We start from the raw sequence: 25,797 nt of genomic DNA, 5'->3' as shown, positions 1-25,797 counted from the left end.
GGTCCGGTCACCTTGGGTGACCGGACCGCCGTCGTGATTTAACCGCCCTGTATTAGAAGCCCTCGGGCTGCCACTCTCCGGTGACAAGGTAGGTGACCTTGCGGGCAACCGAGACCCCATGGTCGGCGAAGCGCTCGAAGTAGCGGCTCGCAAGGGCAACATCCACTGTTGTGGCAGCTGATTCCTTCCACTCGGGAGCAGCGATCGCCTTGAAGACACTCAGGTGGAGGTCGTCCACCGCGATGTTGATCTTGAGGATGTCGCGGGCAACTTCGAGGTCGCGGGTCTCCAGGAGCTCGATGACCTTGGCGACGATCTCAATGTCGTAGCGGGCCATGGCCTGGAAAGTCTCAGTGAGCGAAGAGGGGATGACATTGGCCGGGTAACGGAGCCGGGCCAGCTGGGCGACGTGCCGTGCGAGGTCGCCCATCCGTTCCAACGAGGCACTCATGCGAAGGGAGCCAACAATCATGCGCAGGTCGCTGGCCACCGGACCCTGCAGCGCAAGGATGTCGATGGCACGCTCGTCCAGGCTGTTCTGCAGGAAATCGATGCGGGCATCGGCCGCGATGACGTCTTGGGCAAGGTCAACGTCGGCACCTTCGAACGCAGTAGTGGCCTTGATGATAGCTTCGTGAACGAGTTTGGAGATCTCGATGAGGTCGTCGCCAACCTGGGTGAGCTCCGACTGAAAAACCTTGCGCACTAAGGCGTCCTTTCCTTCGAGACCCGGCACAGGCGGCGGCCGGGATCGCAAAAACCACGGGTAGTCCAACAAGCAACATTGACAGTAGCCCGTGAACGGTTCCGCACCTTTAGGTGAACGTTAGTTGAACCGTTCGGGTTTGCCTCCGGAACCATGCATCCCCACGTTTGCACAGCATAAGCTGGTCGAGTGGATCCGTTGCTCGTAGGCGTCATTGCCGGCCTGGTTGGCCTGTCCTTGGGCGTGTTCGGCATGCTCGCTTTCGGCATCAGTGAGCGGCAACGGAAGATCGAGGACTTAGGCATCTCCGAGCCCGTGCTTCCCGAAGGGGCAGCAGAAGTACTGTCCGTGGTGGGCCGTGCTTTCGTGGTGGTGGACGCGATCGACGGCGTCGTCCGGGCCAGCCCCGGCGCGTACGCCTATGGCTTGGTCCGCGGGCACACGGTGGTCCACAAGCAGCTTCTGGAAATGACCGCCAAGGTCCGCCGCGACGGCGTGATCCTGGAAGAACAGTACGAGCTGCCGCGGGGTCCGATGGGCAAAGGTGCGATTGTTGTGCAGGTCCGGGCAGCGATGCTCGGGCAGGAATACATACTGCTGCTCGCCGACGACCGCACAGAGATCACCCGCACGGAGGAAATCCGCAACGACTTCGTGGCCAACGTTTCCCACGAACTCAAGACCCCGGTAGGGGCCATCTCCCTTTTGGCTGAAGCCCTTGAATCGTCCGCAGATGATGAGGAGGCCGTGCGCCGTTTCGCCAAGCGCATGCACAAGGAATCGGGCCGCCTCGCAGCCCTGGTGCAGGACATCATCGAATTGTCACGCCTGCAAGGCGCCAACGTCGCCCAGCAGGGCCACGCCGTGGACGTCAACGCCGTGATCCTTGAGGCCGTGGACCGCTCCCAGCTGCCGGCAGAGAGCAAGAACATACGGATAGTGGTGGGAGGCCATGCGGACACCGAAGTCTTCGGCGACCGTGACTTGCTGGTGACCGCACTGCGCAACCTCATCGACAACGCCATCCGCTACTCGCCCGAAAACAGCCAGGTGGGAGTGGGCGTCCGGACCCGTGAAGGTGTGGTCGCGGTGTCAGTGACGGACCAGGGCGAAGGGCTGACTCCCGAAGACCAGGAGCGCGTGTTCGAGCGCTTCTACCGCGTTGACGCCGCCCGCTCCCGCCACACCGGCGGCACGGGCTTGGGGCTGAGCATCGTCAAACACATCGTCTCCAACCACGGCGGCGAAGTGACGGTATGGTCCCAGCCCGGCCACGGCTCCACGTTCACCATCCGCTTGCCCGAGTTGGAAAGCCAGGACGACGGCGGACTGCCGCCTTCCGCTGCCAACCCGGTTCCGCTTCCCGGACAGCAGCAGGGGAGCGCCGCCGTCGAACCCCACCCAGCGAGCCACGCTCGCAATGAAAGCCAACAAGAGGGCGCCAGCGGCGCCCAAGAGCAAGGAGCCAGCGCTTGAGCCGGATTTTGATCGTGGAGGACGAAGAGTCCTTCAGCGACCCACTGTCCTACCTATTGGGCAAGGAGGGTTTCGACGTTGAAGTAGTGGACAACGGCAGTGATGCCTTGGTGGAGTTCGATCGCAACGGGGCAGACCTCGTCCTGCTTGACCTGCAGTTGCCGGGAACACCAGGAACTGAAGTGTGCAGGCAATTGCGGCAACGCTCCAGCGTGCCGGTGATCATGCTGACCGCCAAGGACTCGGAGATCGACAAAGTAGTGGGCCTGGAACTCGGTGCCGACGACTACGTCACCAAACCGTACTCGTCGCGTGAATTGGTGGCACGTGTCCGGGCAGTCCTTCGCCGCCAAGGCGAGCCCGAGGAGCTGATCTCTTCCACCGTGCAGGCCGGGCCTGTCCGCATGGACATAGAACGGCACGTGGTCAGCGTTAACGGGCAGCAAGTCTCCCTGCCCCTCAAGGAATTCGAACTGCTGGAGATGCTCCTGCGCAACTCCGGGCGCGTGTTGACCCGCGGACAGTTGATCGATCGGGTGTGGGGTTCGGACTATGTGGGGGACACCAAGACCCTGGATGTCCACGTCAAGAGGCTTCGGAGCAAGATTGAGCCGGATCCCTCGGCTCCCCGCTATTTGGTCACCGTCCGCGGACTGGGGTACAAGTTCGAGCCGTAGGCCCGCAGGCGGATGGGCCGTGGCCACGAAGAAACAAACGAGGGAGGGGTTCCGCCGTAGCGGAACCCCTCCCGTGCAGTTGCTTGTGAGAGCGCGGTCCTAGTGGCCGGTTCCAGCCGACTCGGTGGAGGTAGCGGAGGGCGAGGCCGAACCGGATTCCGTGGAGGTGGGTGATGCCGAACCGCTGGGGGTGGGCAGGTATTCCTTGTACTCAGGAAGCGTGCCGTCCACAACAGGAACGTTGATCGTGGCGGAATCGGAACCGCTGCGGATGGTCACCGGGGTCAGGCCGCCGGGGATAACGCCGGCGCTGCTGAGGATCGCGGAGTCGGAGCCCGTGTTCAGGTACGTCTCGGAGTTTGCCTTGACCGGGATTTCGGTCTGGGAGCCGTTGGCGCCGCTGATGGTCAGGGTAGCGTCCGAGGTGCCCTGGTTGAAGACAGCACCGATGACGCGTCCGGGCTCCTTCTCGCCGGAGGCCACGATCAGGATGTTGCGCAACTGCAGCTGGCCGAGGTCAGCCTTGACCCCGTCGGATGCCGAGTACTGGTGCGAAGTCTGCTGGGCGTTGACGAAGCCGCAGCCGGTGACGGACAGAAGACCGACGCCGATTGCAGCGGCCGCAATTGCCAGCTTGCCGCGCTGGACAGTGTTCATCGCAGAAATGCGCACGACACCTACTCCTCAAGAGTCATTGGAAAGTTTTCAGCCATAGCCTATCGGCAAATCGGCCGAAACGAGGATTCGGGAAGCCTTTGTGGCGCCCAGGACGGCGGATACAACCGCGTGCGACCGCGGGCCCGATGGCGCGCACGCAGGAGAGGCCGGGCAGTCACTTCGATTGACTAATGCATCTTTCACAGTTTTCGTCAAGGGGTTCTTTGGGGCCCTTTTGGGTCTTTTTCCCTTTATTTGCGCGGGAGGAGGGGCCGTCCGATGCCAGTCGTATGCCTTAATCGTGATAGACTAGTCTGCGGGAAAGGGGAAAGTCCACATGGTTTTTGAGGTCGGCGAGACAGTAGTTTACCCTCACCACGGTGCAGCAAAAATTGAGGAAATCAAGATGCGCACCATCAAGGGCGAAGAGAAGATGTATCTCAAGCTCAAGGTGGCTCAGGGTGATCTGACCATTGAAGTTCCAGCAGAGAATGTTGACCTTGTTGGGGTCCGGGACGTAGTGGGCAAGGATGGTTTGGAGCACGTATTTGACGTCCTCCGCGCCGAGTTCACTGAAGAGCCCACCAACTGGTCACGTCGTTACAAGGCAAACCTGGAGAAGCTTGCTTCGGGTGATGTCATCAAGGTGGCAGAGGTCGTCCGCGATCTTTGGCGTCGTGATCACGATCGCGGCCTTTCCGCAGGTGAGAAGCGCATGCTGGCCAAGGCGCGGCAGATTCTGATTTCAGAACTGGCGCTGGCTGAGAAGACAGACGAAGAGAAGGCAGCTAGCGTTCTCGACGAGGTCTTGGCTTCCTAAGAATTGATGCCCGGTGGTGCGAAAGCGCCGCCGGGTTTCTTTTTTGTCTTCCAGTAACCTTGGCGCATGAGTAATCCTTCAATGCGCTCGGTTACGGCCGTCATCGTAGTTGCAGCCGGTTCAGGGGAGCGCCTGGGCTACGGCATGCCCAAAGCCCTGGTTCCTTTGGGTGGTGAGTCCATCCTCATGCATGCCCTCCGCGGGGTGGTGGCGGCAGACGTTGCACGCCAGATCTGCGTTGCCGTGCCCAAGGGGGATACGGATATGCGTGAGCTGATCGCTGATTTCACCGTGGAACTGGTGGACGGCGGACCTGAAGTGACGGTCGTCGACGGAGGGTCTACCCGCGCGGACTCCGTGCGCGCCGCCCTTGCCGCCTTGGAGGAAGGCACTGAATTCGTGCTGGTGCACGACGCCGCCCGGGCCCTTGCGCCCGAGCGTGTCTTCCAGCGCGTTGCCGAGGCCCTTGCTGCCGGGGCGAAGTCGGTCATTCCGGCGATGCCGGTGGTTGACACCATTAAGACGGTGGCGGCTACAAGCGGGTCAGAGACGGAGATCGCCCCGGAAGTGGTCACGGGAACCGCCAACCGGGAGCAGTTGCGCGCAGTCCAGACGCCTCAAGGTTTTGACCTGGCAACGCTGCGTCGTGCCCATGGGGCCGCAGCAGATTTCGATGACCAACAGTCTGCGTCGGTTACCGACGACGCCATGTTGGTGGAACTCCTCGGAGTTCCGGTGCATGCGGTCCGGGGTGCCAGCCAGTCCTTGAAAATCACCACACCGCTGGACCTCATCATCGCCGAAGGCTTGTTGGAAGGCCCGTTGGGGATGCGCTGGGTGGAGGGCTGATGAACCAAGCTGAACCGATCCTGCCTCGCACGGGAATCGGCATTGACGTGCACGCCTTCGCACCCGCCGACGATCCCCAGCCGCTGTGGTTGGGAGGATTGTTCTGGGAGGGCGAGCAAGGGCTCTCAGGCCATTCCGACGGCGATTGCGTCGCCCATGCGGCCGCGGATGCGCTCTTCTCCGCCTGCGGAATCGGCGACCTCGGCACGCACTTCGGCACGGACCGCTCCGAGTTTGCAGGCGCTTCCGGAGTAAAGCTCCTGGGCGAGGCCGCGCGCATTGTCCGTGCCGCAGGATTCGGGATCGGGAACGTGGCCGTGCAGTTCGTCGCCAACCGTCCCAAGTTCGGCCCTCGGCGGGAAGAATCACAGCGGGTCCTCAGCGAAGCCGCCGGTGCACCCGTCAGCGTCACGGCGACCACCAGTGACGGCCTCGGATTCACGGGGCGCGGTGAAGGGATCTCGGCAGTCGCCACGGCCTTGGTTTACCAACTGCCGGAGCCCGGGCAGCCGGCCACCGCGAACGGCGGGCAGCCGGCTACCGCGAACGCCGGACAGCCGGCCACCGCGAACGGCGGGCAAGATGCGTAAATCGCGTTCCGGCGTCGTACGTTTTCCGGCCGCCGCAGCAATAGCAGCCCTCGGGACGGCACTGATGCTGGCCGGCTGCGACGGAACTCCCAAGATGGATGTGAAAGCCAGTTGCGAGTTCCTGAACAACGATTCGTTCAAGCCGGACGGCAACCAGCAGCAGCAGTCAAAACAGCTGGCCGGGCACTATCACCAACTCTCGGAAAAACTCGCCCCGGAGATCGCGGACCCCATCAAGGAGATGGCGGCCATCATGGACAAGGCCGCGTCCTCGTCGCTCGGAGCGGCTACCCAGGAGCAACAGCAGCAGCTCACGGTCCAGTTCAACAAGATCGGCGAGTTCTGCAAGTAAGCCGGGCACTGTCCGGCATCGGCTAATCTGGAGCGGTGACCCTGCGCTTCTATGACACTGCCTCCGCCGAAGTCCGTGACTTCGTTCCCCTCGAACCCGGCAAGGCGAGTGTCTACTACTGTGGGGCCACGGTGCAGGGCATGCCGCACGTGGGCCACGTCCGTTCGGCGATCGCATTCGACCAGCTGACCCGATGGCTGGAATTCCGCGGCATGCGGGTCACAGTCGTGCGCAACGTCACGGATATTGATGACAAGATCCTGGCAAAGTCCGAACGGTCCTTCGGGCCTGACTGGGACGCCGAACCAACAGCCAAGCAGGACGAGGAATGGTGGGCGCTGGCCTACCGTTACGAGCTGGAATTCGAGCAAGCCTACGAGACACTTGGCGTCCAGCGCCCCACCTACGAACCCCGCGCCACCGGACACATCCCGGAAATGCACGCCCTGATTCAGCGGCTCATTGACCGTGGCCACGCCTACCCTGCCCTCGATGACTCCGGAGACGTCTACTTCGATGTCCGTTCCTGGAGCAAGTACGGTTCGCTCACGCGTCAGAACGTAGATGACATGCAGGGAGCCGCCGACGCCGACCCTCGCGGCAAGCGTGACCCCCGCGACTTTGCGCTGTGGAAGGGTTTCAAGGAAGGCGAACCGGAAACCGCCAGCTGGGCTTCGCCCTGGGGAGCCGGCCGGCCTGGGTGGCACCTCGAATGCTCCGCCATGGTCACCAAGTACCTCGGCAAGCGCTTCGATATCCACGGCGGGGGACTCGACCTCCGGTTCCCGCACCATGAGAACGAGATGGCACAGTCCCAGGCCGCCGGGGATGACTTCGCCAACTTCTGGATGCACAACGGCTTGGTGACCTACGAGGGCGAAAAAATGTCCAAGTCCATAGGCAACACCATCAGCCCGGCCGAGATGCTGGACGTGGCCTCGCCCAGGGTGGTCCGGTACTACCTCGGGCAGGCCCACTACCGCTCTGTCCTGGACTACCGGCCGACGTCGCTCCAGGAGGCGGCTGCCGCCGTCGAACGCATTGACGGTTTCATCGCGAAAGCTTCTGCCAAGGTTCATCACGACATGGGCGGACCGAGCGCTTATGCCGTGGCGCCGCAGGCCAACATGCCGGCCGCCTTTGCCGCCGCGATGGACGATGACCTGAACGTCCCGCAGGCACTGGGCGTCCTTCACGAGACGGTTCGTGCGGGCAACACGGCGCTGGCCGCCGGGGATCTTGAGGCGGCCAAGCAGGCCCTCTACAGCGTCAATGCCATGACCGCGGTCCTGGGACTGGACGCCGTGAAACGCCCCGAAGCCGTGCAGGGCCGTGAACACGCCGCCCTCGAGGTGCTGGTCGAGGCGCAGCTTGAAGCCCGGGCAGCCGCGCGTGCGGCGAAGGACTGGGCTGCCTCGGACGCCATTCGCGACACGCTCGCCGCAGCCGGCATCGTGGTTGAGGACGGGCCCGACGGCGCAACGTGGAGCCTGAAGCGCGGCTGACAAGAAGGCTCGTCCGCCGAATTGCATTGGGTCAGTAGACTTGATTCCAGACTCATTACAACATCAAGGATGGAATCCCATGGCCAACAACGGTAACCGGTCGGTCAAGAAGAAGAAGGGCCCCACCGTCGGAACCGGTGGCCACGGCCGCAAGGCACTCGAAGGCAAAGGCCCCACGCCCAAGGCGGAGGACCGCGTCTACCACAAGGCCTACAAGAACAAGCAGTTGGCCGAGCGTTCGGCCGCCAAGCGCGGTGCGGGTCCCCGCGGTGTCGGCGCACGCCGGAGCACTGGTCCCAAGGGCCGTGCCACTGAAGAGCTGGTGACTGGCCGCAACTCCGTTGTGGAAGCCCTGCGCGCCGGCATCCCGGCCAAGGCGTTGCACGTGGCCATCCGGATCGAGATGGACGACCGCGTCAAGGAATCCCTCAAGATTGCTGCTGAACGGAATATTCCGCTGCTGGAGGCCGGCAAGTCCGAGCTCGACCGGATGACCGAGGACGCCGTGCACCAGGGCCTCGTCCTGCAGATTCCGCCGTACGAGTACGAGGACGCTTACGATCTCGCCGAAGAAACGGTAGCCAAGTGGAAGAAGGGGCACATCTCCAACGCTCCGCTCTTCGTTGCCCTGGACGGCATCACGGACCCACGCAACCTTGGCGCCATCATTCGTTCGGTTTCCGCCTTTAGCGGTCACGGGGTCATCGTGCCCGAGCGTCGCTCCGTAGGTGTGACCGCTTCTGCATGGAAGACCAGCGCGGGAGCTGCCGTCCGTGTCCCCGTGGCACGGGCATCCAACCTGAACAACGCCCTCAAGCAGTTCAAGGAGATGGGCATCTACGTTCTGGGCCTGGACGGTGGCGGCGACGTCTCCCTCCCGGACCTCACCGTCGCTACCGAACCGGTGTGCATCGTGGTGGGTTCCGAAGGCAAGGGCCTCAGCCGGCTCGTGCGCGAGAACTGCGACCAGATCGTCTCCATCCCGATCGACTCCGCCATGGAATCCCTGAACGCTTCCATGGCCGTCGGCATCTCCCTCTACGAGGTCTCCCGGCAGCGCTCGGCAAACTAGCCCCCCGCTCCTCTCTCACATCCCGACGCGTTTTGAGGGTTCCTCTCTCACATCCCGACGCGTTTTGGCTCACGCTCTCTCACCTCAAGCGGTGGGGGAGCGTTTGCCGTTCTGCGTGGATCAGCCCACGACGGCGCCTCCCGGACACCCGCAGTACGTCCGCCGCGGGTGGGATGTGGCAGAGCAACCGGCGGAAGCGGATGGGATGTGGCAGAGCAACCGGCGGAAGCGGGTGGGATGTGGCAGAGCGACCGGTGGAAGCGGGTGGGATGTGGCAGAGGAACGCTAGAAGTCGCGGCGGTTGGCCAGCACCGGGAGCTTTTGGCGGGCTTCCTGTACGACGGTCGCGTCGAGATCGGCAAAAATCAGTCCCGGCTCGCCTTCGAGTGATTCAAGCACTTGGCCGAACGGGGAAACGACGGCGGAGTACCCCACTCCCGTGGGTGCCGTGCCTTTGGTTTCCACTCCCTGGGTAGCGGGATCACCCTGGCCGCAGGCAAGGACGAACGTGGTGGTATCCACGGCCCGGGCGCGGGCAAGGAGCTGCCATTGCTCAGCTTTGCCGGGGCCGGATCCCCAGGATGCCGAGACGATATTGACCACCGCGCCACGCCGGGCGTTCTCGGTGAACAGGGCGGGGAAACGGATGTCGTAGCACGTGGCCAGACCAAAGGTGAGGCCACCGGCGTCGAACGTCACGGGGTCTGTACCGGGTTCAACGGTATCCGACTCCGCAAAGCCGAATGCGTCGAACAGGTGGATCTTGTCGTAGCTGGCCTCTACGCCCGGGCCGGTGGCCAAAAGGGTATTCCGTACGCGGGCTTTTCCGGACTCCGAGGGGGTGCCGGGCGTGAACATCCCGGCAACGATCACCAGCTCCAGCTCCTTGGCGAGTTCGCGGACACGGGCTGCCCAGGGGCCGTCGAGGGGCTCGGCAATGTCCAGCAGCGAGTTGCCGAACGCACGCATCATGGCTTCCGGAAAGACCACAAGGCCGGCGCCGCCTTCCTTGGCTCGTCGGGCATACTCCTCCAGGATCCGCAGGTTCCCGTCCAGATCCCGGCCTGTGATGACTTGGGCAAGTGCCACGCGCACGATGTGTACCTCCAGTTCCGTACCTCCCAGTATGGCAGCGCTGCAAGGAAGTGCCGCGTATGTCGTCACATGGAAGGAGGAAGCGGCACATAGTTGGCGTGGAACTAAACTTGCAATCAATGGTCATGCCTATTTTGGAAACAGCAGCCGCCGTGGACGCCTCCCGTCCCGCGCCGCTCGGACTGAGCTCGCCGCAGTCCGGGGAGACTAATGCTGCCTCCGCACCCATCGGTCACGTCAACGTGGCAGTGTTCGCCCCGGATCTGGAGCGTGTGGAGATGGCGTACCAGGCGCCAGGCGAGGGATGGCGCGTCCACACTCTGCCGAACAAGGCCGACGGCATCCACTTCGGCATCGTGGACGGGGTTCCGCCCGGCACCCGGTACGGTTTCCGCGCCGCTCCTGAAGGCGGCGGACTTCCGGTGTCCGTGCCCTCGGTGGATTTTGACGACGACGGCGGACAGCCCCTGTTGCTTGACCCTTACGGCCGCGCCGTGGACCAGCGGGGCGAATTCCTGACGAGCGTGCATATGGCCCGTGACTTTGACTGGGGAGATGACGCCGCGCCGCGGACTCCGCTGCGGAACACGGTCATCTACGAGGCCCATGTCCGCGGCCAGACGATGTTGCACCCGGACATCCCCGAGCACCTGCGTGGAACATACGCCGGCATGGCCCATCCCGTGATGATCCAGCACCTGACGGAACTTGGTGTGACGGCCGTGCAGCTGCTTCCTATCCACTTCCACCTGGATGAGTCGCACCTTCAGGACCTTGGCCTGACCAACTACTGGGGCTACAACACCATAGCTTTCTTCGCGCCGCAGTCCTCCTACGCCACCGAAGCTGCGCGGAACGCCGGGCCGCATGCGGTCCAGGATGAACTCAAAGGCATGGTCAAGCTGCTCCACGCTGCCGGGATCGAGGTGCTCCTGGATGTGGTCTACAACCACACAGCCGAGGCCGGACCGGACGGGCCTCCCATCAGCTTCCGCGGACTGGCGGAGAAACGGTACTACCGCCACGATGCCCACGGCCGCTACTTGGACACCACCGGCTGCGGCAACACACTGGACTTCAGCGATCCCATTGTGGTGGACCTGGCTTTGGACTCGTTGCGCTACTGGGTCAACGACTTCCACGTGGACGGCTTCCGTTTCGACCTCGCTGTGACGCTGTGCCGCGATTCCGGAAACGAATACGACCCGAACCACCCGTTCCTGCGCGCGATCGCGGAAGATCCCGTGCTGTCCTCGGTCAAGCTGATCGCCGAGCCGTGGGACGTCGGTTTCGGCGGCTGGCAGACGGGACGGTTTCCCCGCGGTTGGGCTGACTGGAATGACCATTTCCGCGATGGCGTCCGCACCTTCTGGCTTTCCGACCGCGCTGCCATTGAGGCCGGCGGCCAAGGAGGCTCGGTGGCGAAGCTCGCGGAGATCATGGCAGGTTCCCAGGAGCTGTTTGCCGCTTCAGGCAGGACACGTCTGGCGTCGGTAAATTTCGTCACGGCCCACGACGGCTTCACCCTTGCGGACCTCGTCAGCTACGACCGTAAGCACAACGAAGACAACGGCGAACAAAACAGGGACGGCCACGGCGACAACCGCAGCTACAACCACGGCTTCGAAGGCCGCAGCGAGAACGAGGCGATCGTTGCTGCCCGCGCCCTGTCAGTCCGCAACCTCATGGCTACCCTTTTGCTGTCCATTGGCGTTCCGATGATCACAGCCGGTGATGAACTCGGACGGACGCAGCATGGGAACAACAACGCCTATTGCCAGGACAACCCCACAGCCTGGTTGGACTGGAGCCGCACCCACGAGGCGCACTCACTGTTCCGGACCACCCGCGAGTTGGTCCGCCTTCGGAGATGGTTCCTGAGCCAGCAGCCTGAGAGCTTTCCGGCGATGGCCGACGACTCCAGCCTTCAGTGGTTTGATGACAACGGCAAACGCATGACTCCGGCCCGCTGGAACGATCCCGGCGTCCGGTGTGTCCAACTTCTGATGGGTGACGAGGACAGCCAGGTGCGCGGCTTGATCGTGATCAACGGCAGCAACCATGACGTTCGGATGGTCCTGCCGGAGATTTTGAGCGAGACGGGCGTCGGGAAACGTATGTTCGAGCTCCGTTTCACCACTTCGGTGCTCCACGAACGCCGTAAGGGTGCGCTGGTAGCGTCCGGTGAACGGGATATCCTGCATGCCAACACCATCAACGTTTACCGCACCTGAAACCTGAGGAGTTCCCGGCATGAAACGCAGCAGGCTGGCGGCGTTCGCAGGTTTGGTGATCGCCGTCGTCCTGTTGGTTTTTGCCATGGTGAGCGGCCAGCAGGTGCCAACGGCACCTGTGGAGTCACCCGGCGCCGCGGTAAGTACGACGTCGGCGCCTGCTGCTGCTGGCCAGGCACCGGAAAATCCTTCCGGACTGCCGGCCGTCAACGCCTCCCAGTTGCCCAAGGAAGCGCGCCAGACCCTTGCCCTCATTGCGAAGGGGGGTCCCTACCCGTATGACCGTGACGGCGTGAACTTCGGTAACTTCGAGGGACTCCTGCCCAAGAAGGGGAGCGGTTTCTATAAGGAGTACACGGTGCCGACGCCGGGGGAGTCGGACCGGGGCGCCCGCCGGATCATCGTGGGCAAGGACACCGCCAAGTACTACACCGCGGACCACTACGAATCGTTCAAGTTCATCGTCGAGGACAAGTAGGAGCCCATGAAGATCTACTCAGCTGACACCTGGACGCTCGAAGAACTGCAGGAGCAGGTTTCCGACGCAGGCCGCCGCACTATCCTGGTGCCCCCCGCGGACACCAAGAAGGCCGTCCTCGAGGTCTTCGGCCAGGTCCTGGATTTCCCTGAGTACTACGGCGTGAACCTGGATGCCCTCAATGACTCCCTGCATGACTTCGCCGATTCCCTGTCGGAGGATGGCGATGCTCCGGTCACCATGATCTGGCAGGTCCCCGCGGCTTACCGGACGGACCGCTCATTCGGGGTGGTCTGCGAAATCCTCCAAGACGCAGAGCGCTACGCCGGCCGCGACCTGGCAGTGATCGCCGTCTTCCAGCACTAGATTTACCCAGTTATCGCGTAGTGACGCCCGTGCGATCGGGGTCATGGTGAAACACCTATTCATTCAGTGGCTAGGTCCTTACTTCTCGTCTGGACGGATTGCGGCGTGCAACGGGCGTTTGGTCATCGGCTTTGAATATGTCGCCCGGATGTGCGCTCCGGCAACGAGAGCACAAGCAACCAACGACGGCAGGCTGTGGCGGACGAGGATCTACTCCTTCGCGTACTCTCTGATACGTCTCAGCCGAATCGGCCCACGTGCATGCTGGCCGCGGACGATCCGGCGACCTCGTGCTCGGTGCTGATCACAGGTGGGAGCGACGAGCGCTGCGATACCGCCGACCTTGTGCTGGCCGACCGACGCCCGCAGGGGCAAGGGCGTTAACTGCTTGCGGGGCGCCCTGTTTCTGCTTCACACGCTGATCAATACGTGAGGGCTTAAGTGGCGAGCATCCATCATTCGTGACGGTACATGCAGAATATTTCTGTGATAATCCAGTATATTACTGAATATCGATGATTTCCTTCTAGTTTTTTTGCAATTTATAGAATTCCTCAGCTCAAACTGATGACATTGAATGATGAGGAGGCCTACCATCTGAGGGTGTCGTCGGTTCGGAGATCGAGAATCTAACGATTTGCTGCCAACTTCCTACCTGGTTCTCTTCATCTGGGAAGGAAAGGGCCGGGCGCGTATTTGTTTGCGATGGAAGTATTTCTCTTTGTCACTAAGGGGGCAAGTGACGTATAAAGACACATCCGATTTTCATGGTCTATTGAATCGACGGTCGCGTATTGATCTCAGGGCTCGAACTTTGAGCCCCGTGCCGGGCCGAGAGGTACGGCAGGCATGCTACTCAAGCGGTAAGGACCGTCAAAATGGAATCAGAAGGTCCTTGCTCGCGGCAGTAGCTGCCGTCTTTATGGCGTTGCTGCCCATAGCAAGTGCTAATGCTGCGACCCCGACTTTTGGCTATAGGTATGCAGGTGGAGTCGGTAACGTAACAGCCTGGCTTAACTATTCGTCCGGTGTTGGCAACTGGCAGTGGTATATCACGAATGCGGCAAATAACTGGATGTACCCGGGCTGGGACAACCCCGTTTACATTAGCTTCACCAGCAGTAACGTGGGATCAAAACTCGATTTTCATCAACACAACGATGCCTACTTTGGTGGAACGCACGATGTCCTTGCCTGGACAGCATTCTTCTCGAGTACCGGGGGCGTAGTTGATCCTTCGTCATCAAATTGGACCTATGCAGAAGTTCACATAAATAATGATGTGTACAGTTCACCAGGAACTAGCAATGAGGCGGCCCTAGGTACAACGATTCATGAGATCGGACATGCATTTGGCCTGGCGCATTATAATGCGAATCCCTTTAGCGTTATGTGTCAAACAGCGGCTGGTCGAGTGGTCCAGCGAGTCACAGTAGTTGATAATGACGCAGTCAATATTCTGTATTAGAAAAATGGGGGAATTTTTCATGTCGAACTCTCCAAAAATTCTGGTTCTTCTCTTACTCATCGTATCGGTGTCCGGCGTAGCGTCGTGTGCGGCAAACCCGGGTGCTGGACAGCTTTCCGGCTCTCATCAGGTGTCCCAATTGGTAGGGCAGAACTCCAACGATGCCTACGCCGACATCCCGCCGGACCAGATACGACAGGCTGGCACCGAGGTGGACTTCCTCTGGGATCCGAAGGACCCCTTCTACGGGTTCAACAAGTACCCCGTCGTTGCACGGGTGCACATAGACTCAATCGACGGTGGCCGGACTTCCAGCCCGGTGTCAGAGCAGCCTGTCTTCCCGCAGACGTTCGGGAAGATGTCAGTCCGCGAGGTTTACAAGGGAGACCTTAAGCCGGGTACCCAGCTCGCGTACTCACGGGTGGGCGGGACAGTGACCTATGACGATTATTGGAACAGCCTAAACAAAGAACAGCAGGAGAAGATTCTGCAGCTCAATCGGGGTCAGAAGCCAACTGACTCAAAATATGTCCAAGCTAAAATCACGGACGATATTGATATCGAAGTGGGGAAAGAATACGTCGCACTTCTGTTGCCTCAAGCTCCAAAAGACAACAGTCACAGCGAGTATGCCATCACGGGGTATCAGTTTGGTCTGAGGGAGATACGGGGAACAGGCTCGGATTCCACGATTCTGGATAACGAGACGCACACCTGGGAAGGTCTCTCCACGATGGTCGAGGTGCCGTCTCAGCGCTAAAACGAGGCTGGCCCGCTTCCGAACAATGGAAATGCGGGCCAGCGACGTGTTGGGCCTATGGGTCTATTTACTAAGCGTTCGCGATCAACCCAAGTTCAGCCTTGGAAGCCAGCCCCGAATGCTTCGGGAACACCCGAACGGTGTAGCCGAAGGAGCCTGAGCGGTTGATGACCAGTGATCCGTGGAAGAGATGGCGTCCGTGGCCGAGGTCTTCCTTGGGATCCAGTTCGGCAACCACAATGTCTTCGAGTTCATCGCTTTCTTCGGCCCGTCCGAAGGCCACCTCCACGGCGACGTCTTCGGGTGCGAGGTTGTTCAGGGCGATGTACGCGTTGACCTGGAGGGTGTCGCCTACTTGGGGTTCCTCGGAGAGGCCCACCGAATCGACGTGTTCCACTACTACCTCGGGCCAGGCGTTCCGGACCTTGGTGGTCCAGGCGGCGAGTTCCTTTGCCTCCCGGTAGGAGTCGGCGGAGGCCCTCCGACCGGACACAGCTGCCGGGCAGTAGAGGTTGTTGACGTAGTCGTGGAGCATGCGTTCGGCGGAGACAGCCGGACCGAGGTTGGCCAGGGTGTGCTTGATCATCGAAACCCAGTGGGTGGGGATCTTCTCCGTGCTGGATTCGGAAGGTCCCGCCGCCCCGGCACCTTGGGACACGGTGGTGCCGTAGAAGCGGGGTGCCACCTGGGTTTCGAGGAGCTCGTAGAGGGCTGCGGCTTCGATGTCGTCACGTTCGTCGGCGGAGGCGCCGTTGTTGGCCGTGGGGATCGCCCAGCCGTTCTCGCCGTCGTACATTTCGTCCCACCAACCGTCCAACACGGACAGGTTCAGCGAGCCGTTGATGGCCGCCTTCATCCCGGACGTGCCGCACGCCTCCAGGGGGCGGAGGGGGTTGTTGAGCCAGACGTCGCATCCCGGGAACAGGGTTCGCGCCATGGCGATGTCGTAGTTGGGCAGGAAAACGATCCTGTGGCGCACTTCGGGGTCGTCCGTGAACCGGACCAGGTCCTGGATCATTTTCTTGCCCGCATCGTCCGCAGGGTGCGACTTGCCCGCGATGACCAACTGGATGGGGTGCTTCGGGTCAAGGAGGAGGGCCTTGAGCCGCTTGGGGTCGCGCAGCATCAGGGTGAGGCGCTTGTAAGTGGGAACACGGCGGGCGAAGCCGATGGTCAGCACGTCCGGATCCAGGACTTTGGCGGTCCAACCGAGTTCGGCGTCGGCGGCGCCCCGCTTCTTCCAGGAGGCACGCAGGCGGCGGCGGACATCCTCGATCAGCTGGACGCGGAGTTCGCGGCGAAGTGCCCACACATCCTCGTCACTGACGTTGTAGGCGAGGTCCCAGCGCCCCATCGCTTCGGCTTCCGCGCCGAACTGGCTGCGGACGAGGGAAGAGATCCGCGGGTCCACCCATGTAGGCACGTGGACGCCGTTGGTGACGGAGGCGATGGGTACCTCGGAGTGATCGAATCCCGGCCACAGGCCTGCAAACATCTGGCGGGAAACAACGCCGTGAAGCTTCGCGACGCCGTTGGCGCGCTGCGCCAGGCGCAGGCCCATGACGGCCATGTTGAAAACCGCAGGGTTGCCGCCGTCGTAGTTTTCCCGGCCGAGCTCCAGGATCCGTTCCACCGGGACGGCGGGGGCGAGGCCCCCTTCGAAGAAGTGCTTGATCTGGACCGCTTCGAAGCGGTCGATCCCCGCGGGCACGGGTGTGTGGGTAGTGAAGACGGTGGAGGCGCGGCCGGCGGCGAGTGCCTCTTCCCAGCTGAGCGGATCGGCGGGATCGGACATGGCTTCCTGGATCCGCTCAATACCGAGGAACCCGGCGTGGCCTTCGTTGGTGTGGAAGACTTCCGGCGCGGGCGTGCCGGTCAGTTCCTGGTAGACGCGCAGGGCCTTCACGCCGCCCATGCCGAGCAGGAGCTCCTGCTGGAGGCGGTGGTCGCCGCCGCCGCCGTACAGGCGGTCCGTGATGCCGCGGGCGGCTTCGTCGTTGGAGGGCACGTTGGAGTCCAGCAGCAGCAGGGGCACGCGTCCGACGTCGGCACGCCAGACGTGCGCGTGCAGCTCGCGTCCGTTGGGCAGCGGCAGGGAAATCTGCACGGCCTTGCCCTGGCCGCCGTCCTTTGCGGGGTGGCGCAGGAGAGTCAGGGGCAGCCCGTCAGGGTCCAGGACGGGGTACGTTTCCTGCTGCCAGGCATCGCGGGAGAGCGACTGCTTGAAGTAGCCGGCCTGGTAGAGGAGGCCGACGCCGATCAGCGGGACGCCTAGGTCGGATGCGGCTTTGAGGTGGTCGCCGGCAAGGATGCCGAGGCCGCCGGAGTACTGCGGGAGTACCTCGGTGATGCCGAATTCCGGGGAGAAATAGGCGATGCACTTGGGCGCGTCGTCGCCCAGGCTTTGGTACCAGCGCGGCTCGCTGAGGTAACGGTCCAAGTCCGCCGCGGCTTCCTGCACGCGTGCCACGAGCTCTCCGTCCGCGGCCAGGTCCTGAAGCTGTTCCCGGCTGATGGACCCAAGCAAGGCAATGGGATCATGCTGCGCGTCTTCCCATAGCGCAGGGTTGAGGCCTGCAAAGAGTTCCCGCGTGGGCCGGTGCCATGACCAGCGCAAGTTCGTTGCCAAACGGGCTAATGGCCTGATGGGCTCAGGGAGGACGGTACGGACTGTAAACCTTCGGATTGCCTTCACGAGCGCCACACTAACCGACTCCCATGACAGTCGGAACCGCTTTGGGTTTCTTTTAGGTAAAAGACATGAGCGCGCCGAATATAGGTCGTGTGCTTAGCATTCTGTGATTTTTGTCAGTAACGTCGTGCTTGTGACGAATATCCAGCGAACCAGCACCGCTCTGAAATCCAAGACAAAAACGGACATCACCGACGGACTTCGCTTCGGCCGGTTCCCCATCACGGCTGTCCAGCCGGTGGTGGACGGGGGCCGTTTCCCGGCAAAGGCATTGCCTGGGGAAGACCTCCGGGTTTCTGCCACGGTATTCCGGGAAGGACATGATCAGCTCGGCGTTTCCGCTGTGCTCCTGGATCCCAGGGGCAAAGAACGCCAGCGGGTCCGACTGGCCCCTTCCCAGGAGGAACGCTGGAAGGGCCTGGACCGCTGGGAGGGCCACCTGACCCCCACCGGTGTGGGAGCCTGGTCGTTCGTCATCGAAGCCTGGCACGACCGGTACGGCACGTGGCACCACAACGCCGAGGTGAAGGTTGCCGCCGGGATCGACGTCGAGCTCATGCTCACTGAAGGTTCCGTGCTCCTCGCCGAGGCGGCAGGGGACGACGCCGGACGCAGCGCCGCGGAAAAGCGCACCTTGCGTGCCGCGTCAGTCGTGCTGGCTGATACCACCAAGTCTCCCGAGGAGCGCCTTGCCGCCGGTTTCAGCCGCGAGGTGCTGGCCGCCGTCGGGCGTGTTCCCATCCGTGAACTTGTGACGGTTTCCGAGCAGTTCCCGCTCAAGGTGGAACGGGACCTTGCCGGCCGTGGCTCGTGGTACGAATTCTTCCCCCGCTCCGAAGGTGCGGTCCTGGACCACGCCACCGGCGCATGGACTTCCGGCAACTTCCGCACCGCGGCCCAGCGGCTGGACGCCGTCGCCGGGATGGGGTTCGACGTCATCTACCTGCCGCCCATCCACCCCATTGGTTTCCAGCACCGGAAGGGCCGCAACAACACCCTGACGCCGGGTCCGCAGGATCCCGGCTCGCCGTGGGCCATCGGTTCCAAGGACGGCGGCCACGACGCCATCCATCCTGATCTGGGGACTTTCGAGGACTTCGATGCGTTCGTTGCGCGTGCCAATGAGCTTGGCCTTGAGGTGGCACTGGACCTGGCCCTGCAGGCCGCTCCTGACCACCCATGGGTCGAGTCGAATCCGGAATGGTTCACCACCCGCGTGGACGGCTCCATTGCCTACGCGGAAAACCCGCCGAAGAAGTACCAGGACATCTACCCCCTCAACTTCGACAATGACCCCGCCGGCCTCTCCAAGGAAATCCTGCGCATCGTCCAGTTGTGGATCAGCCACGGCGTGAAGATTTTCCGCGTGGACAATCCGCACACCAAGCCGGTCTGGTTCTGGGAATGGCTGATCGGAAAGATCAACAAGCGCAATCCCGAGGTGGTTTTCCTTGCGGAGGCGTTCACCCGTCCGCCCATGATGCACGCCTTGGGCCGGGCAGGATTCCAGCAGTCGTACACGTACTTCACGTGGCGGAACACCAAGACAGAAATCGAGGAGTACTTCCACGAGGTCAGCCACGAGACCCCGGCGTTCTTCCGCCCGAACTTCTTCGTGAACACGCCGGATATCCTCACCGAGTACCTGCAGTACGGCGGCCCTGCCGCTTTCAAGATCCGTGCCGTCCTCGCCTCCACCGCCAGCCCGCTATGGGGCGTCTACGCCGGCTATGAGCTGTACGAGCACGTTGCCAGGCCCGGTGCGGAAGAGTACATCGACAACGAAAAGTACGAGTACAAGGCACGTGACTGGGAGGGTGCAGCGGCGTCCGGCCACACGCTGGCCCCCTACATCACCAGGCTCAACACCATCCGCAAGGACCACCCGGCCCTGGGCGATTTGCAGAACCTGACACTGCACCGGAGCACGGACGATGCAACCGTTGTGTACTCCAAGCACAAGACGTTGCCGGACGGCCGCAAGGACACTTTGATCGTGGTGGTCAACGTGGATCCGCACAGCACGCGGGAGAGCACGGTTTCGCTGGATCTCGCCGCGCTGCAGCTCGATCCCGGAGACTTCAACGACGAGGGCCGTTACTGGGTGGACGACCTCATCAGCGGACAAAGCTGGGAATGGGGCGAACACAACTACGTCCGGCTGGACGCCCACGTTGAGCCGGCCCACGTGCTCAGCATCCGGAGGCAGCCTTAGTGAGTTTTTCTCCGCAAAACCCGAGCCAGTACTTCACTCCGAAGAACACCTTCGAGCTGAACGCTCCCGGTCTCCAGCATGATCCACACTGGTACCGCAAAGCTGTGTTCTACGAGGTACTGGTTCGGGCCTTTGCGGATGCCAACGGTGACGGCTCCGGTGACTTTCAGGGCCTGATCGACAAGTTGGACTACCTTCAATGGCTGGGCGTCGATTGCCTGTGGCTGCCGCCGTTCTTCCAATCGCCGTTGCGTGACGGCGGTTATGACATTGCCGACTACACCTCAGTGCTGGACGAGTTCGGGACCATCAGCGATTTCAAGCGACTGGTGGCCGAAGCGCACGCCCGCGGCGTTCGGGTCATCATCGACCTTCCGCTGAACCACACTTCGGACCAGCACCCATGGTTCCAGGAATCCCGTAAGGACCCCACCGGCCCTTACGGAGATTTCTACGTGTGGAGCGACACCGACGAGAAGTACCAGGACGCGCGGATCATCTTCGTGGACACCGAAGAATCCAACTGGACTTTTGACCCCATCCGCCGGCAATTCTTCTGGCACCGCTTCTTCAGCCACCAGCCGGACCTGAACTTCGAGAACCCGGCCGTCATCGACGCCCTGCACGATGTTGTCCGTTTCTGGCTGGACCAGGGGATCGACGGCTTCAGGGCAGATGCCATTCCCTACCTCTATGAGGAAGAAGGCACCAACTGCGAGAACCTTCCGCAGACCCACACCTTCCTGCAGGACCTGAGGCGGATGGTGGACGAAAGCTACCCGGGCCGGGTGATCATCGCCGAGGCAAACCAGCCCCCGCATGAAGTGGTGGAGTACTTCGGAACCGAGGAAGCGCCCGAATGCCACATGGCGTTCCACTTTCCCATCATGCCCAGGCTGTACTACGCGCTGCGTGACCAGAAGGCCGCCCCGATCATCGAGACCTTGCGGGATACACCCAGGATTCCGCGCGGAGCGCAGTGGGGCACCTTCCTCCGCAACCATGACGAACTGACCTTGGAAATGGTCAGGTCCGACGAACGGGCAGCGATGCTCGGCTGGTACGCCCCGGATCCCCGGATGCGGGCCAACATCGGCATCCGACGCCGGCTGGCACCGTTGCTGGACAACTCCCGGGCGGAAATCGAATTGATCAACGCCCTCCTGCTTTCCCTTCCGGGCAGTCCGTTCCTCTACTACGGCGACGAAATCGGGATGGGTGACAACATCTGGCTCGATGACCGCGACGCCGTGCGCACGCCGATGCAGTGGAACCCGGACCGCAACGCAGGATTCTCCAACGCAGACCCCGGCAAGCTCTACCTGCCAATCATCCAGTCGCTGGTCTACAACTTCGCCATGGCCAACGTCGAAGCCCAGGCCGCCCATTCCGGCTCGCTGTTGCGCTGGACGCGCCAGATCCTGAGCGTTCGGAAGAACCATCCGGTGTTCGGGCTGGGCAACTTCCGCCACATCGAGGCCGACCACGAGGCCGTGCTGGCGTACGTACGGGAACTTGCTCCGGGAAATGAGGAAGGGGAAACGGCACAGACGATTCTGTGCGTCTTCAATCTTTCGCAGCATCCTGTAGCGGCCACCCTGGACCTCCCCGAGTTCGCCGGCCGCGGCTTCAGGGACATCTTTGGCGGCCAACCCTTCCCGGCCGTGGGTGATAGCGGCCAGCTGACTGTGATGTTGGGGAGCCACGCCTTCTACTGGCTAAGGCTCCGCTCCGCATTTTCCAATCCCTCGTCGCCTATGACGCAGGCGATCCCGGTGGTGTCGACGAAAGGATGAGATGAGCAAGGGAACGTTGGACCCCTCAATTGAAAGCCTTCTGCGCGGCTGGCTCCCCACGAGGCGCTGGTTTCCGGTCAAGAGTCCGGAATTCGACCTGGAGCGTGTAGGTGGTTTCGCCCTTCCGGAACCGGGCGGGGCGGATGCAGTGGAAGTCCTGCTGCTTGCCGTCACCTACAAGACGGCCGACGGCGGCCCGCGGACCGACGTCGTGCAGGTTCCGTTGAGCTTCCACAGCCAACCGCTGGCGGACGCCCCCGAAGCTCTTATCGGTGAGGTGACGCAGCCCGGGGGTCGGCTCCGGCTGGTGTACGACGCCACCTTCGACGAAGCCTTCATCAAGGGATGGCTGGAACTCATGCGCGCCGAAAGCACAGCAGGAGAGGGGGCAGCGCGCGGCCACCTCGCCGCCGGCCGCCTGACCCTGCCGGCCAACCCCACGTCCGTGAAGGTGCTCTCCGGTGAACAGTCCAATACGTCTGTGATCGTGGACGACGGTGACTCGGCGTCCATCGTGAAGATCTTCCGGGTGCTCGCGGCCGGGAAGAATCCGGAAGTGGAGCTGGGCGCGGCCCTGACCGCCGCCGAAACCGGGGAAGTTCCGGCAACCCTCGGCTGGATCACCGGTTCGTGGTACGCGCAGGGTGAGGCGTCGGGAGGCGAACTCACGGTTGCCCACGAATTCCTCCGCGGCGGACAGGACGCCTGGCGACTCGCCGTAGAGGCAGCGGGCTCCGGCACTGACTTCACGGCCGAAGCCCACGGGCTCGGCGCCGCCACCGCCACGGTGCATGCGAGGCTGGCCCGGACCTTCGGGACTGTCCCCGGCCAGGAAAAGGGGCCGGAGATCATCGCGACGCTCGCCCGGCGCGTCCGCGCGTCGTGGGCTGAGGCGGCAACCGCCGTCGGGCCTTATGACCAAAGGCTTGAAGAGCTTTTGGCGACCCTCGACGACAACGCTGTAGGTCAGCTGCAACGCGTACACGGCGACCTCCACCTCGGCCAGATCCTCCGGGTCCCGGAGGCCGGGGGGAAGCCGGGACGCTGGGCCATCCTCGATTTCGAAGGCGAACCGCTCCGGACCATCGACGAACGCAACATGCCGGACCTCCCGTTACGGGACGTCGTGGGGATGCTGCGCTCCTTCGACTACGCCGCGGGAGCGGCAATCCGCGAAAACGCGGAAGCTGCAGTGCCCGACTCCTGGGTGGATGACTGCGCCGAGGCCTTCCTGGCCGGGTACGCGGAAGTCAATCCCGGAGCCATTGACCGCAGCTCACCGCTCTTTGTGGCATTGTGGCTGGACAAGGCCTTGTACGAGGTGGTCTATGAGTTGCGGAACCGGCCGGATTGGTTAGCCATCCCGGTCAACGCGGCACGGCACATCCTTGATAACACGGACCGCGGCACGCCCGCGGCTACAGCGGAAGGTAATGACATGACTGGCTCTGCACGCACCGAACGGCCCCGCGTTCCCCGGCAGGTGGACGCCGAGACCTTGGCCCGTGTGGCAGCCGGCGCGCACCACGCGCCCCACTCGGTCCTGGGCGCACACCTTGACGACCACGGCCACGTCACCGTCCGCTCGGTCAAGCACCTGGCCAAGTCGGTAACGGTTGTGACCGAGGCCGGGCGCACCCCCATGGAACACGAAGCCCATGGTGTGTGGGTAGCGGTCCTGGAGCCGCTACAGCCCGGCCACGTGCCGGACTACCGTCTGGAAGTGGAGTACGACGCCGAGTCCGTCACCATTGATGACCCGTACCACTACTTGCCCACCGTGGGAGAAGTGGACCTGCACCTCATTGGTGAAGGACGGCACGAGCGTCTTTGGGACGTCCTGGGCGCGCATATCCAGAACTACCGCACGGCCTTGGGCGATGTGCATGGCGTGTCCTTCGCCGTGTGGGCTCCCAATGCGCAGGCTGTGCGGGTCATCGGTGATTTCAACGGCTGGGACGGCCGGCAGCATGCGCTGCGCTCGCTGGGCTCATCCGGTGTGTGGGAAGTCTTCATTCCTGGCGTTGTAGCAGGGGCGTGCTACAAATACGAGATCCTGACCCGGTCCGGGCACTGGGTGGAGAAGGCAGACCCCCTGGCCTTCGGCACCGAGGTGCCTCCGCTGACCGCGTCCCGCGTGGTTGATTCCAGCTACCGCTTCAAAGATTCGGAGTGGATGGCCGCACGTGCTGCCAAGGATCCGCACAACTCCCCGATGAGCGTCTACGAGGTGCACCTTGGTTCCTGGCGCCTGGGCCTTGGCTATAAGGAACTCGCCAAGGAGCTGGTGGACTACGTCAAGTGGCTCGGGTTCACCCACGTGGAGTTCATGCCGGTAGCCGAACACCCGTTCGGTGGTTCATGGGGTTACCAAGTCACGTCCTACTTTGCGCCCACCTCGCGGTTCGGCCATCCCGATGAGTTCCGCTTCCTGGTGGACTCCCTTCACCAAGCGGGGATTGGCGTGCTGCTGGACTGGGTTCCCGCGCACTTCCCGAAGGACTCGTGGGCCTTGGCCCAGTTCGACGGCCAACCTCTCTACGAACACTCCGACCCTGCGCTGGGGGAGCACCCTGACTGGGGAACGCTGATCTTCGACTTCGGCCGGCGCGAGGTCCGCAACTTCCTGGTGGCCAACGCCCTCTACTGGCTGGACGAATTCCACATTGACGGTCTCCGCGTCGATGCGGTCGCCTCCATGATCTACCTGGACTACTCGCGGGAAGAGGGGCAGTGGCGGCCCAACAAGTTTGGCGGCCGCGAGAACCTTGAAGCGATCTCCTTCATGCAGGAAGTCAACGCCACGGTCTACAAGACCCATCCGGGAGCCGTGACCATTGCCGAAGAATCCACCGCGTTCCCCGGCGTCACGGCACCCACCAACCATGGCGGCCTCGGCTTCGGGCTCAAGTGGAACATGGGCTGGATGCACGATTCGCTGAAGTACATCGCCGAGGACCCCATCAACCGCCAATGGCACCACGGCACCATCACGTTCTCCTTGGTCTATGCCTTCTCGGAGAACTTCCTGCTGCCCATCAGCCATGACGAGGTAGTACACGGCAAGGGCTCCATGCTGCGGAAGATGCCGGGCGATCGGTGGCAGCAGCTGGCCAACCTTCGTGCATTCTTCGCGTACCAGTGGGCACACCCGGGCAAGCAGCTCATCTTCATGGGCACGGAATTCGGCCAGGAAGCCGAATGGTCGGAACAGTACGGCCTGGATTGGTTCCTTGCCGACATCCCCGCGCACCGCGGGCTGCAGTTGCTGATCAAGGACCTCAATGAGTTGTACGCGGCTACCCCGGCATTGCATGTACAGGACAATGACCCTGCCGGATTCCAGTGGATCAACGGCGGGGACGCCCAACACAACATCCTGTCCTTCATCCGGTACGACCGTGAAGGTAAAGCCGTCGTCTGCGCAATCAACTTCTCCGGCGCCCCGCACCAGGACTACGTCCTTGGGGTGCCGTCCGCCGGTAAGTGGACCGAAGTGGTGAACACCGATGCCGAAAGCTACGGCGGTTCGGGAGTCGTAAACAACGGCGCCCTGGAAGCGACCACTCCGGGTGCGGATGGTCAACCAGCCGCACTGAAGGTCACGCTCCCGCCGCTGGGCGCTTCATGGTTCATGGTGGCTGAGTAATGTAGGCGCTGGTCTTGCGTACCACTTGGTGAGCGCACTTGCGTGAAGAGAGGACCCGCATCCGATGGATGCGGGTCTTTTCCTTGAGTTTGCACGTATTCTTGCCGGACCGGTACCCGTGCTCGCGGGCGCTTTGCGTTCTGGGCGGAGCCGGGGTATAGTTAATTCCCGCCGCTGGTCCCCGAGCGGAGATCGCGATCTGACAAGTTACCGCAAGGAAAACATCTAGTAGCCGTACGGTGAAAAATGAGGTCAGGATCGCCGATTTGACTCGGAGGAGTTCAGCGGGTAAGTTTGAAAAGTTGCTCCGGAGTGATCTGCTGGCCGTTGTGGTTGGTGG

Annotated in this window: 20 protein-coding genes; 16 read left to right on the top strand and 4 right to left on the bottom strand. The window is 62.5% G+C overall.

What is annotated here, in order from left to right; translation table 11 throughout:
- Window positions 1–52 precede the first annotated feature (52 nt).
- Window positions 53–706, bottom strand: coding sequence for a phosphate signaling complex protein PhoU (phoU, locus tag OCL88_RS18610; RefSeq protein WP_264963489.1), 654 nt, complete (start codon window positions 704–706; stop codon window positions 53–55).
- Window positions 707–904: 198 nt separating this feature from the next.
- Between phoU and OCL88_RS18605 the strand changes: the two genes are divergently transcribed.
- Window positions 905–2,182 carry a sensor histidine kinase gene (locus OCL88_RS18605; protein WP_205680058.1) on the top strand — a complete coding sequence of 426 codons (1,278 nt, stop codon included), beginning with the start codon at window positions 905–907 and terminating at the stop codon, window positions 2,180–2,182.
- Entirely contained in the window at window positions 2,179–2,859 is a 681-nt protein-coding gene (locus OCL88_RS18600) for a response regulator transcription factor (protein ID WP_021474268.1), read from the top strand. The genes OCL88_RS18605 and OCL88_RS18600 overlap by 4 nt, the downstream gene beginning before the upstream one ends.
- 99 nt (window positions 2,860–2,958) lie before the next feature.
- On the opposite strand, the gene OCL88_RS18595 is transcribed toward OCL88_RS18600, so the two are convergent.
- Window positions 2,959–3,516 (bottom strand): hypothetical protein, encoded by a 558-nt coding sequence (locus OCL88_RS18595; protein WP_166187524.1) that lies wholly within the window; start codon window positions 3,514–3,516, stop codon window positions 2,959–2,961.
- Window positions 3,517–3,853: 337 nt separating this feature from the next.
- On the opposite strand from OCL88_RS18595, the gene OCL88_RS18590 reads away from it, so the two are divergent.
- The 6 genes from OCL88_RS18590 to rlmB all read left to right on the top strand — a co-directional run bounded on the left by OCL88_RS18590 (window position 3,854) and on the right by rlmB (window position 8,704).
- Window positions 3,854–4,336, top strand: a complete 483-nt coding sequence (locus OCL88_RS18590) for a CarD family transcriptional regulator (protein ID WP_009357288.1) — start codon at window positions 3,854–3,856, stop codon at window positions 4,334–4,336.
- Window positions 4,337–4,402: 66 nt separating this feature from the next.
- A complete protein-coding gene (gene ispD / locus OCL88_RS18585; protein ID WP_264963488.1) occupies window positions 4,403–5,185 on the top strand; it encodes a 2-C-methyl-D-erythritol 4-phosphate cytidylyltransferase in 783 nt (260 codons plus the stop codon).
- Entirely contained in the window at window positions 5,185–5,775 is a 591-nt protein-coding gene (ispF, locus tag OCL88_RS18580) for a 2-C-methyl-D-erythritol 2,4-cyclodiphosphate synthase (RefSeq protein ID WP_264963487.1), read from the top strand. The genes ispD and ispF overlap by 1 nt, the downstream gene beginning before the upstream one ends.
- A complete protein-coding gene (locus OCL88_RS18575) occupies window positions 5,768–6,127 on the top strand; it encodes a hypothetical protein (protein WP_264963486.1) in 360 nt (119 codons plus the stop codon). Before ispF ends, OCL88_RS18575 begins: the two co-directional genes overlap by 8 nt.
- Before the next feature lie 35 nt (window positions 6,128–6,162).
- Window positions 6,163–7,632 (top strand): cysteine--tRNA ligase, encoded by a 1,470-nt coding sequence (cysS, locus tag OCL88_RS18570; protein WP_264963485.1) that lies wholly within the window; start codon window positions 6,163–6,165, stop codon window positions 7,630–7,632.
- 79 nt (window positions 7,633–7,711) lie between these two features.
- Window positions 7,712–8,704, top strand: coding sequence for a 23S rRNA (guanosine(2251)-2'-O)-methyltransferase RlmB (gene rlmB / locus OCL88_RS18565; RefSeq protein ID WP_166187505.1), 993 nt, complete (start codon window positions 7,712–7,714; stop codon window positions 8,702–8,704).
- A 285-nt stretch (window positions 8,705–8,989) separates the two neighbouring features.
- On the opposite strand, the gene OCL88_RS18560 is transcribed toward rlmB, so the two are convergent.
- The gene (locus OCL88_RS18560; RefSeq protein WP_201434280.1) at window positions 8,990–9,799 is read right to left on the bottom strand and encodes a carbon-nitrogen hydrolase family protein; all 810 of its coding nucleotides are present in this window, start codon (window positions 9,797–9,799) and stop codon (window positions 8,990–8,992) included.
- A gap of 119 nt (window positions 9,800–9,918) precedes the next feature.
- Between OCL88_RS18560 and glgX the strand changes: the two genes are divergently transcribed.
- The 5 genes from glgX to OCL88_RS18535 all read left to right on the top strand — a co-directional run bounded on the left by glgX (window position 9,919) and on the right by OCL88_RS18535 (window position 15,105).
- Window positions 9,919–12,033 (top strand): glycogen debranching protein GlgX, encoded by a 2,115-nt coding sequence (gene glgX / locus OCL88_RS18555; protein WP_264963484.1) that lies wholly within the window; start codon window positions 9,919–9,921, stop codon window positions 12,031–12,033.
- Window positions 12,034–12,052: 19 nt separating this feature from the next.
- Window positions 12,053–12,511, top strand: coding sequence for a ribonuclease domain-containing protein (locus OCL88_RS18550; RefSeq protein WP_264963483.1), 459 nt, complete (start codon window positions 12,053–12,055; stop codon window positions 12,509–12,511).
- Between the two features lie 6 nt (window positions 12,512–12,517).
- On the top strand, window positions 12,518–12,877 hold the full coding sequence (locus OCL88_RS18545) for a barstar family protein (RefSeq protein WP_062095291.1): 360 nt from the start codon (window positions 12,518–12,520) through the stop codon (window positions 12,875–12,877).
- A gap of 895 nt (window positions 12,878–13,772) precedes the next feature.
- A complete protein-coding gene (locus OCL88_RS18540) occupies window positions 13,773–14,345 on the top strand; it encodes a matrixin family metalloprotease (RefSeq protein WP_264963482.1) in 573 nt (190 codons plus the stop codon).
- Window positions 14,346–14,364: 19 nt separating this feature from the next.
- A complete protein-coding gene (locus OCL88_RS18535; protein WP_264963481.1) occupies window positions 14,365–15,105 on the top strand; it encodes a hypothetical protein in 741 nt (246 codons plus the stop codon).
- Between the two features lie 70 nt (window positions 15,106–15,175).
- On the opposite strand, the gene glgP is transcribed toward OCL88_RS18535, so the two are convergent.
- A complete protein-coding gene (gene glgP / locus OCL88_RS18530; protein ID WP_264963480.1) occupies window positions 15,176–17,800 on the bottom strand; it encodes an alpha-glucan family phosphorylase in 2,625 nt (874 codons plus the stop codon).
- Between the two features lie 130 nt (window positions 17,801–17,930).
- Here glgP and OCL88_RS18525 point away from each other — a divergent pair, with 130 nt between their 5' ends.
- From OCL88_RS18525 to OCL88_RS18515, 3 genes are read left to right on the top strand one after another with little or no spacing between them, the layout of a single operon-like run.
- Window positions 17,931–20,012, top strand: a complete 2,082-nt coding sequence (locus tag OCL88_RS18525; protein WP_372512844.1) for an alpha-1,4-glucan--maltose-1-phosphate maltosyltransferase — start codon at window positions 17,931–17,933, stop codon at window positions 20,010–20,012.
- Complete coding sequence (gene treS, locus OCL88_RS18520; protein ID WP_166187519.1) at window positions 20,012–21,808, top strand: maltose alpha-D-glucosyltransferase; 1,797 nt, start codon at window positions 20,012–20,014, stop codon at window positions 21,806–21,808. Before OCL88_RS18525 ends, treS begins: the two co-directional genes overlap by 1 nt.
- A 1-nt stretch (window position 21,809) precedes the next feature.
- Entirely contained in the window at window positions 21,810–25,457 is a 3,648-nt protein-coding gene (locus tag OCL88_RS18515; RefSeq protein WP_264963479.1) for a 1,4-alpha-glucan branching enzyme, read from the top strand.
- Window positions 25,458–25,797 lie beyond the last annotated feature (340 nt).

The organism is Paenarthrobacter sp. PAE-2, from assembly GCF_026013155.1.
In the GTDB taxonomy this organism is placed as follows: Bacteria; Actinomycetota; Actinomycetes; order Actinomycetales; family Micrococcaceae; genus Arthrobacter; species Arthrobacter ureafaciens.
Note: the sequence above shows the minus strand (reverse complement) of the source record. Positions and strands in the feature narration are given on the sequence as shown.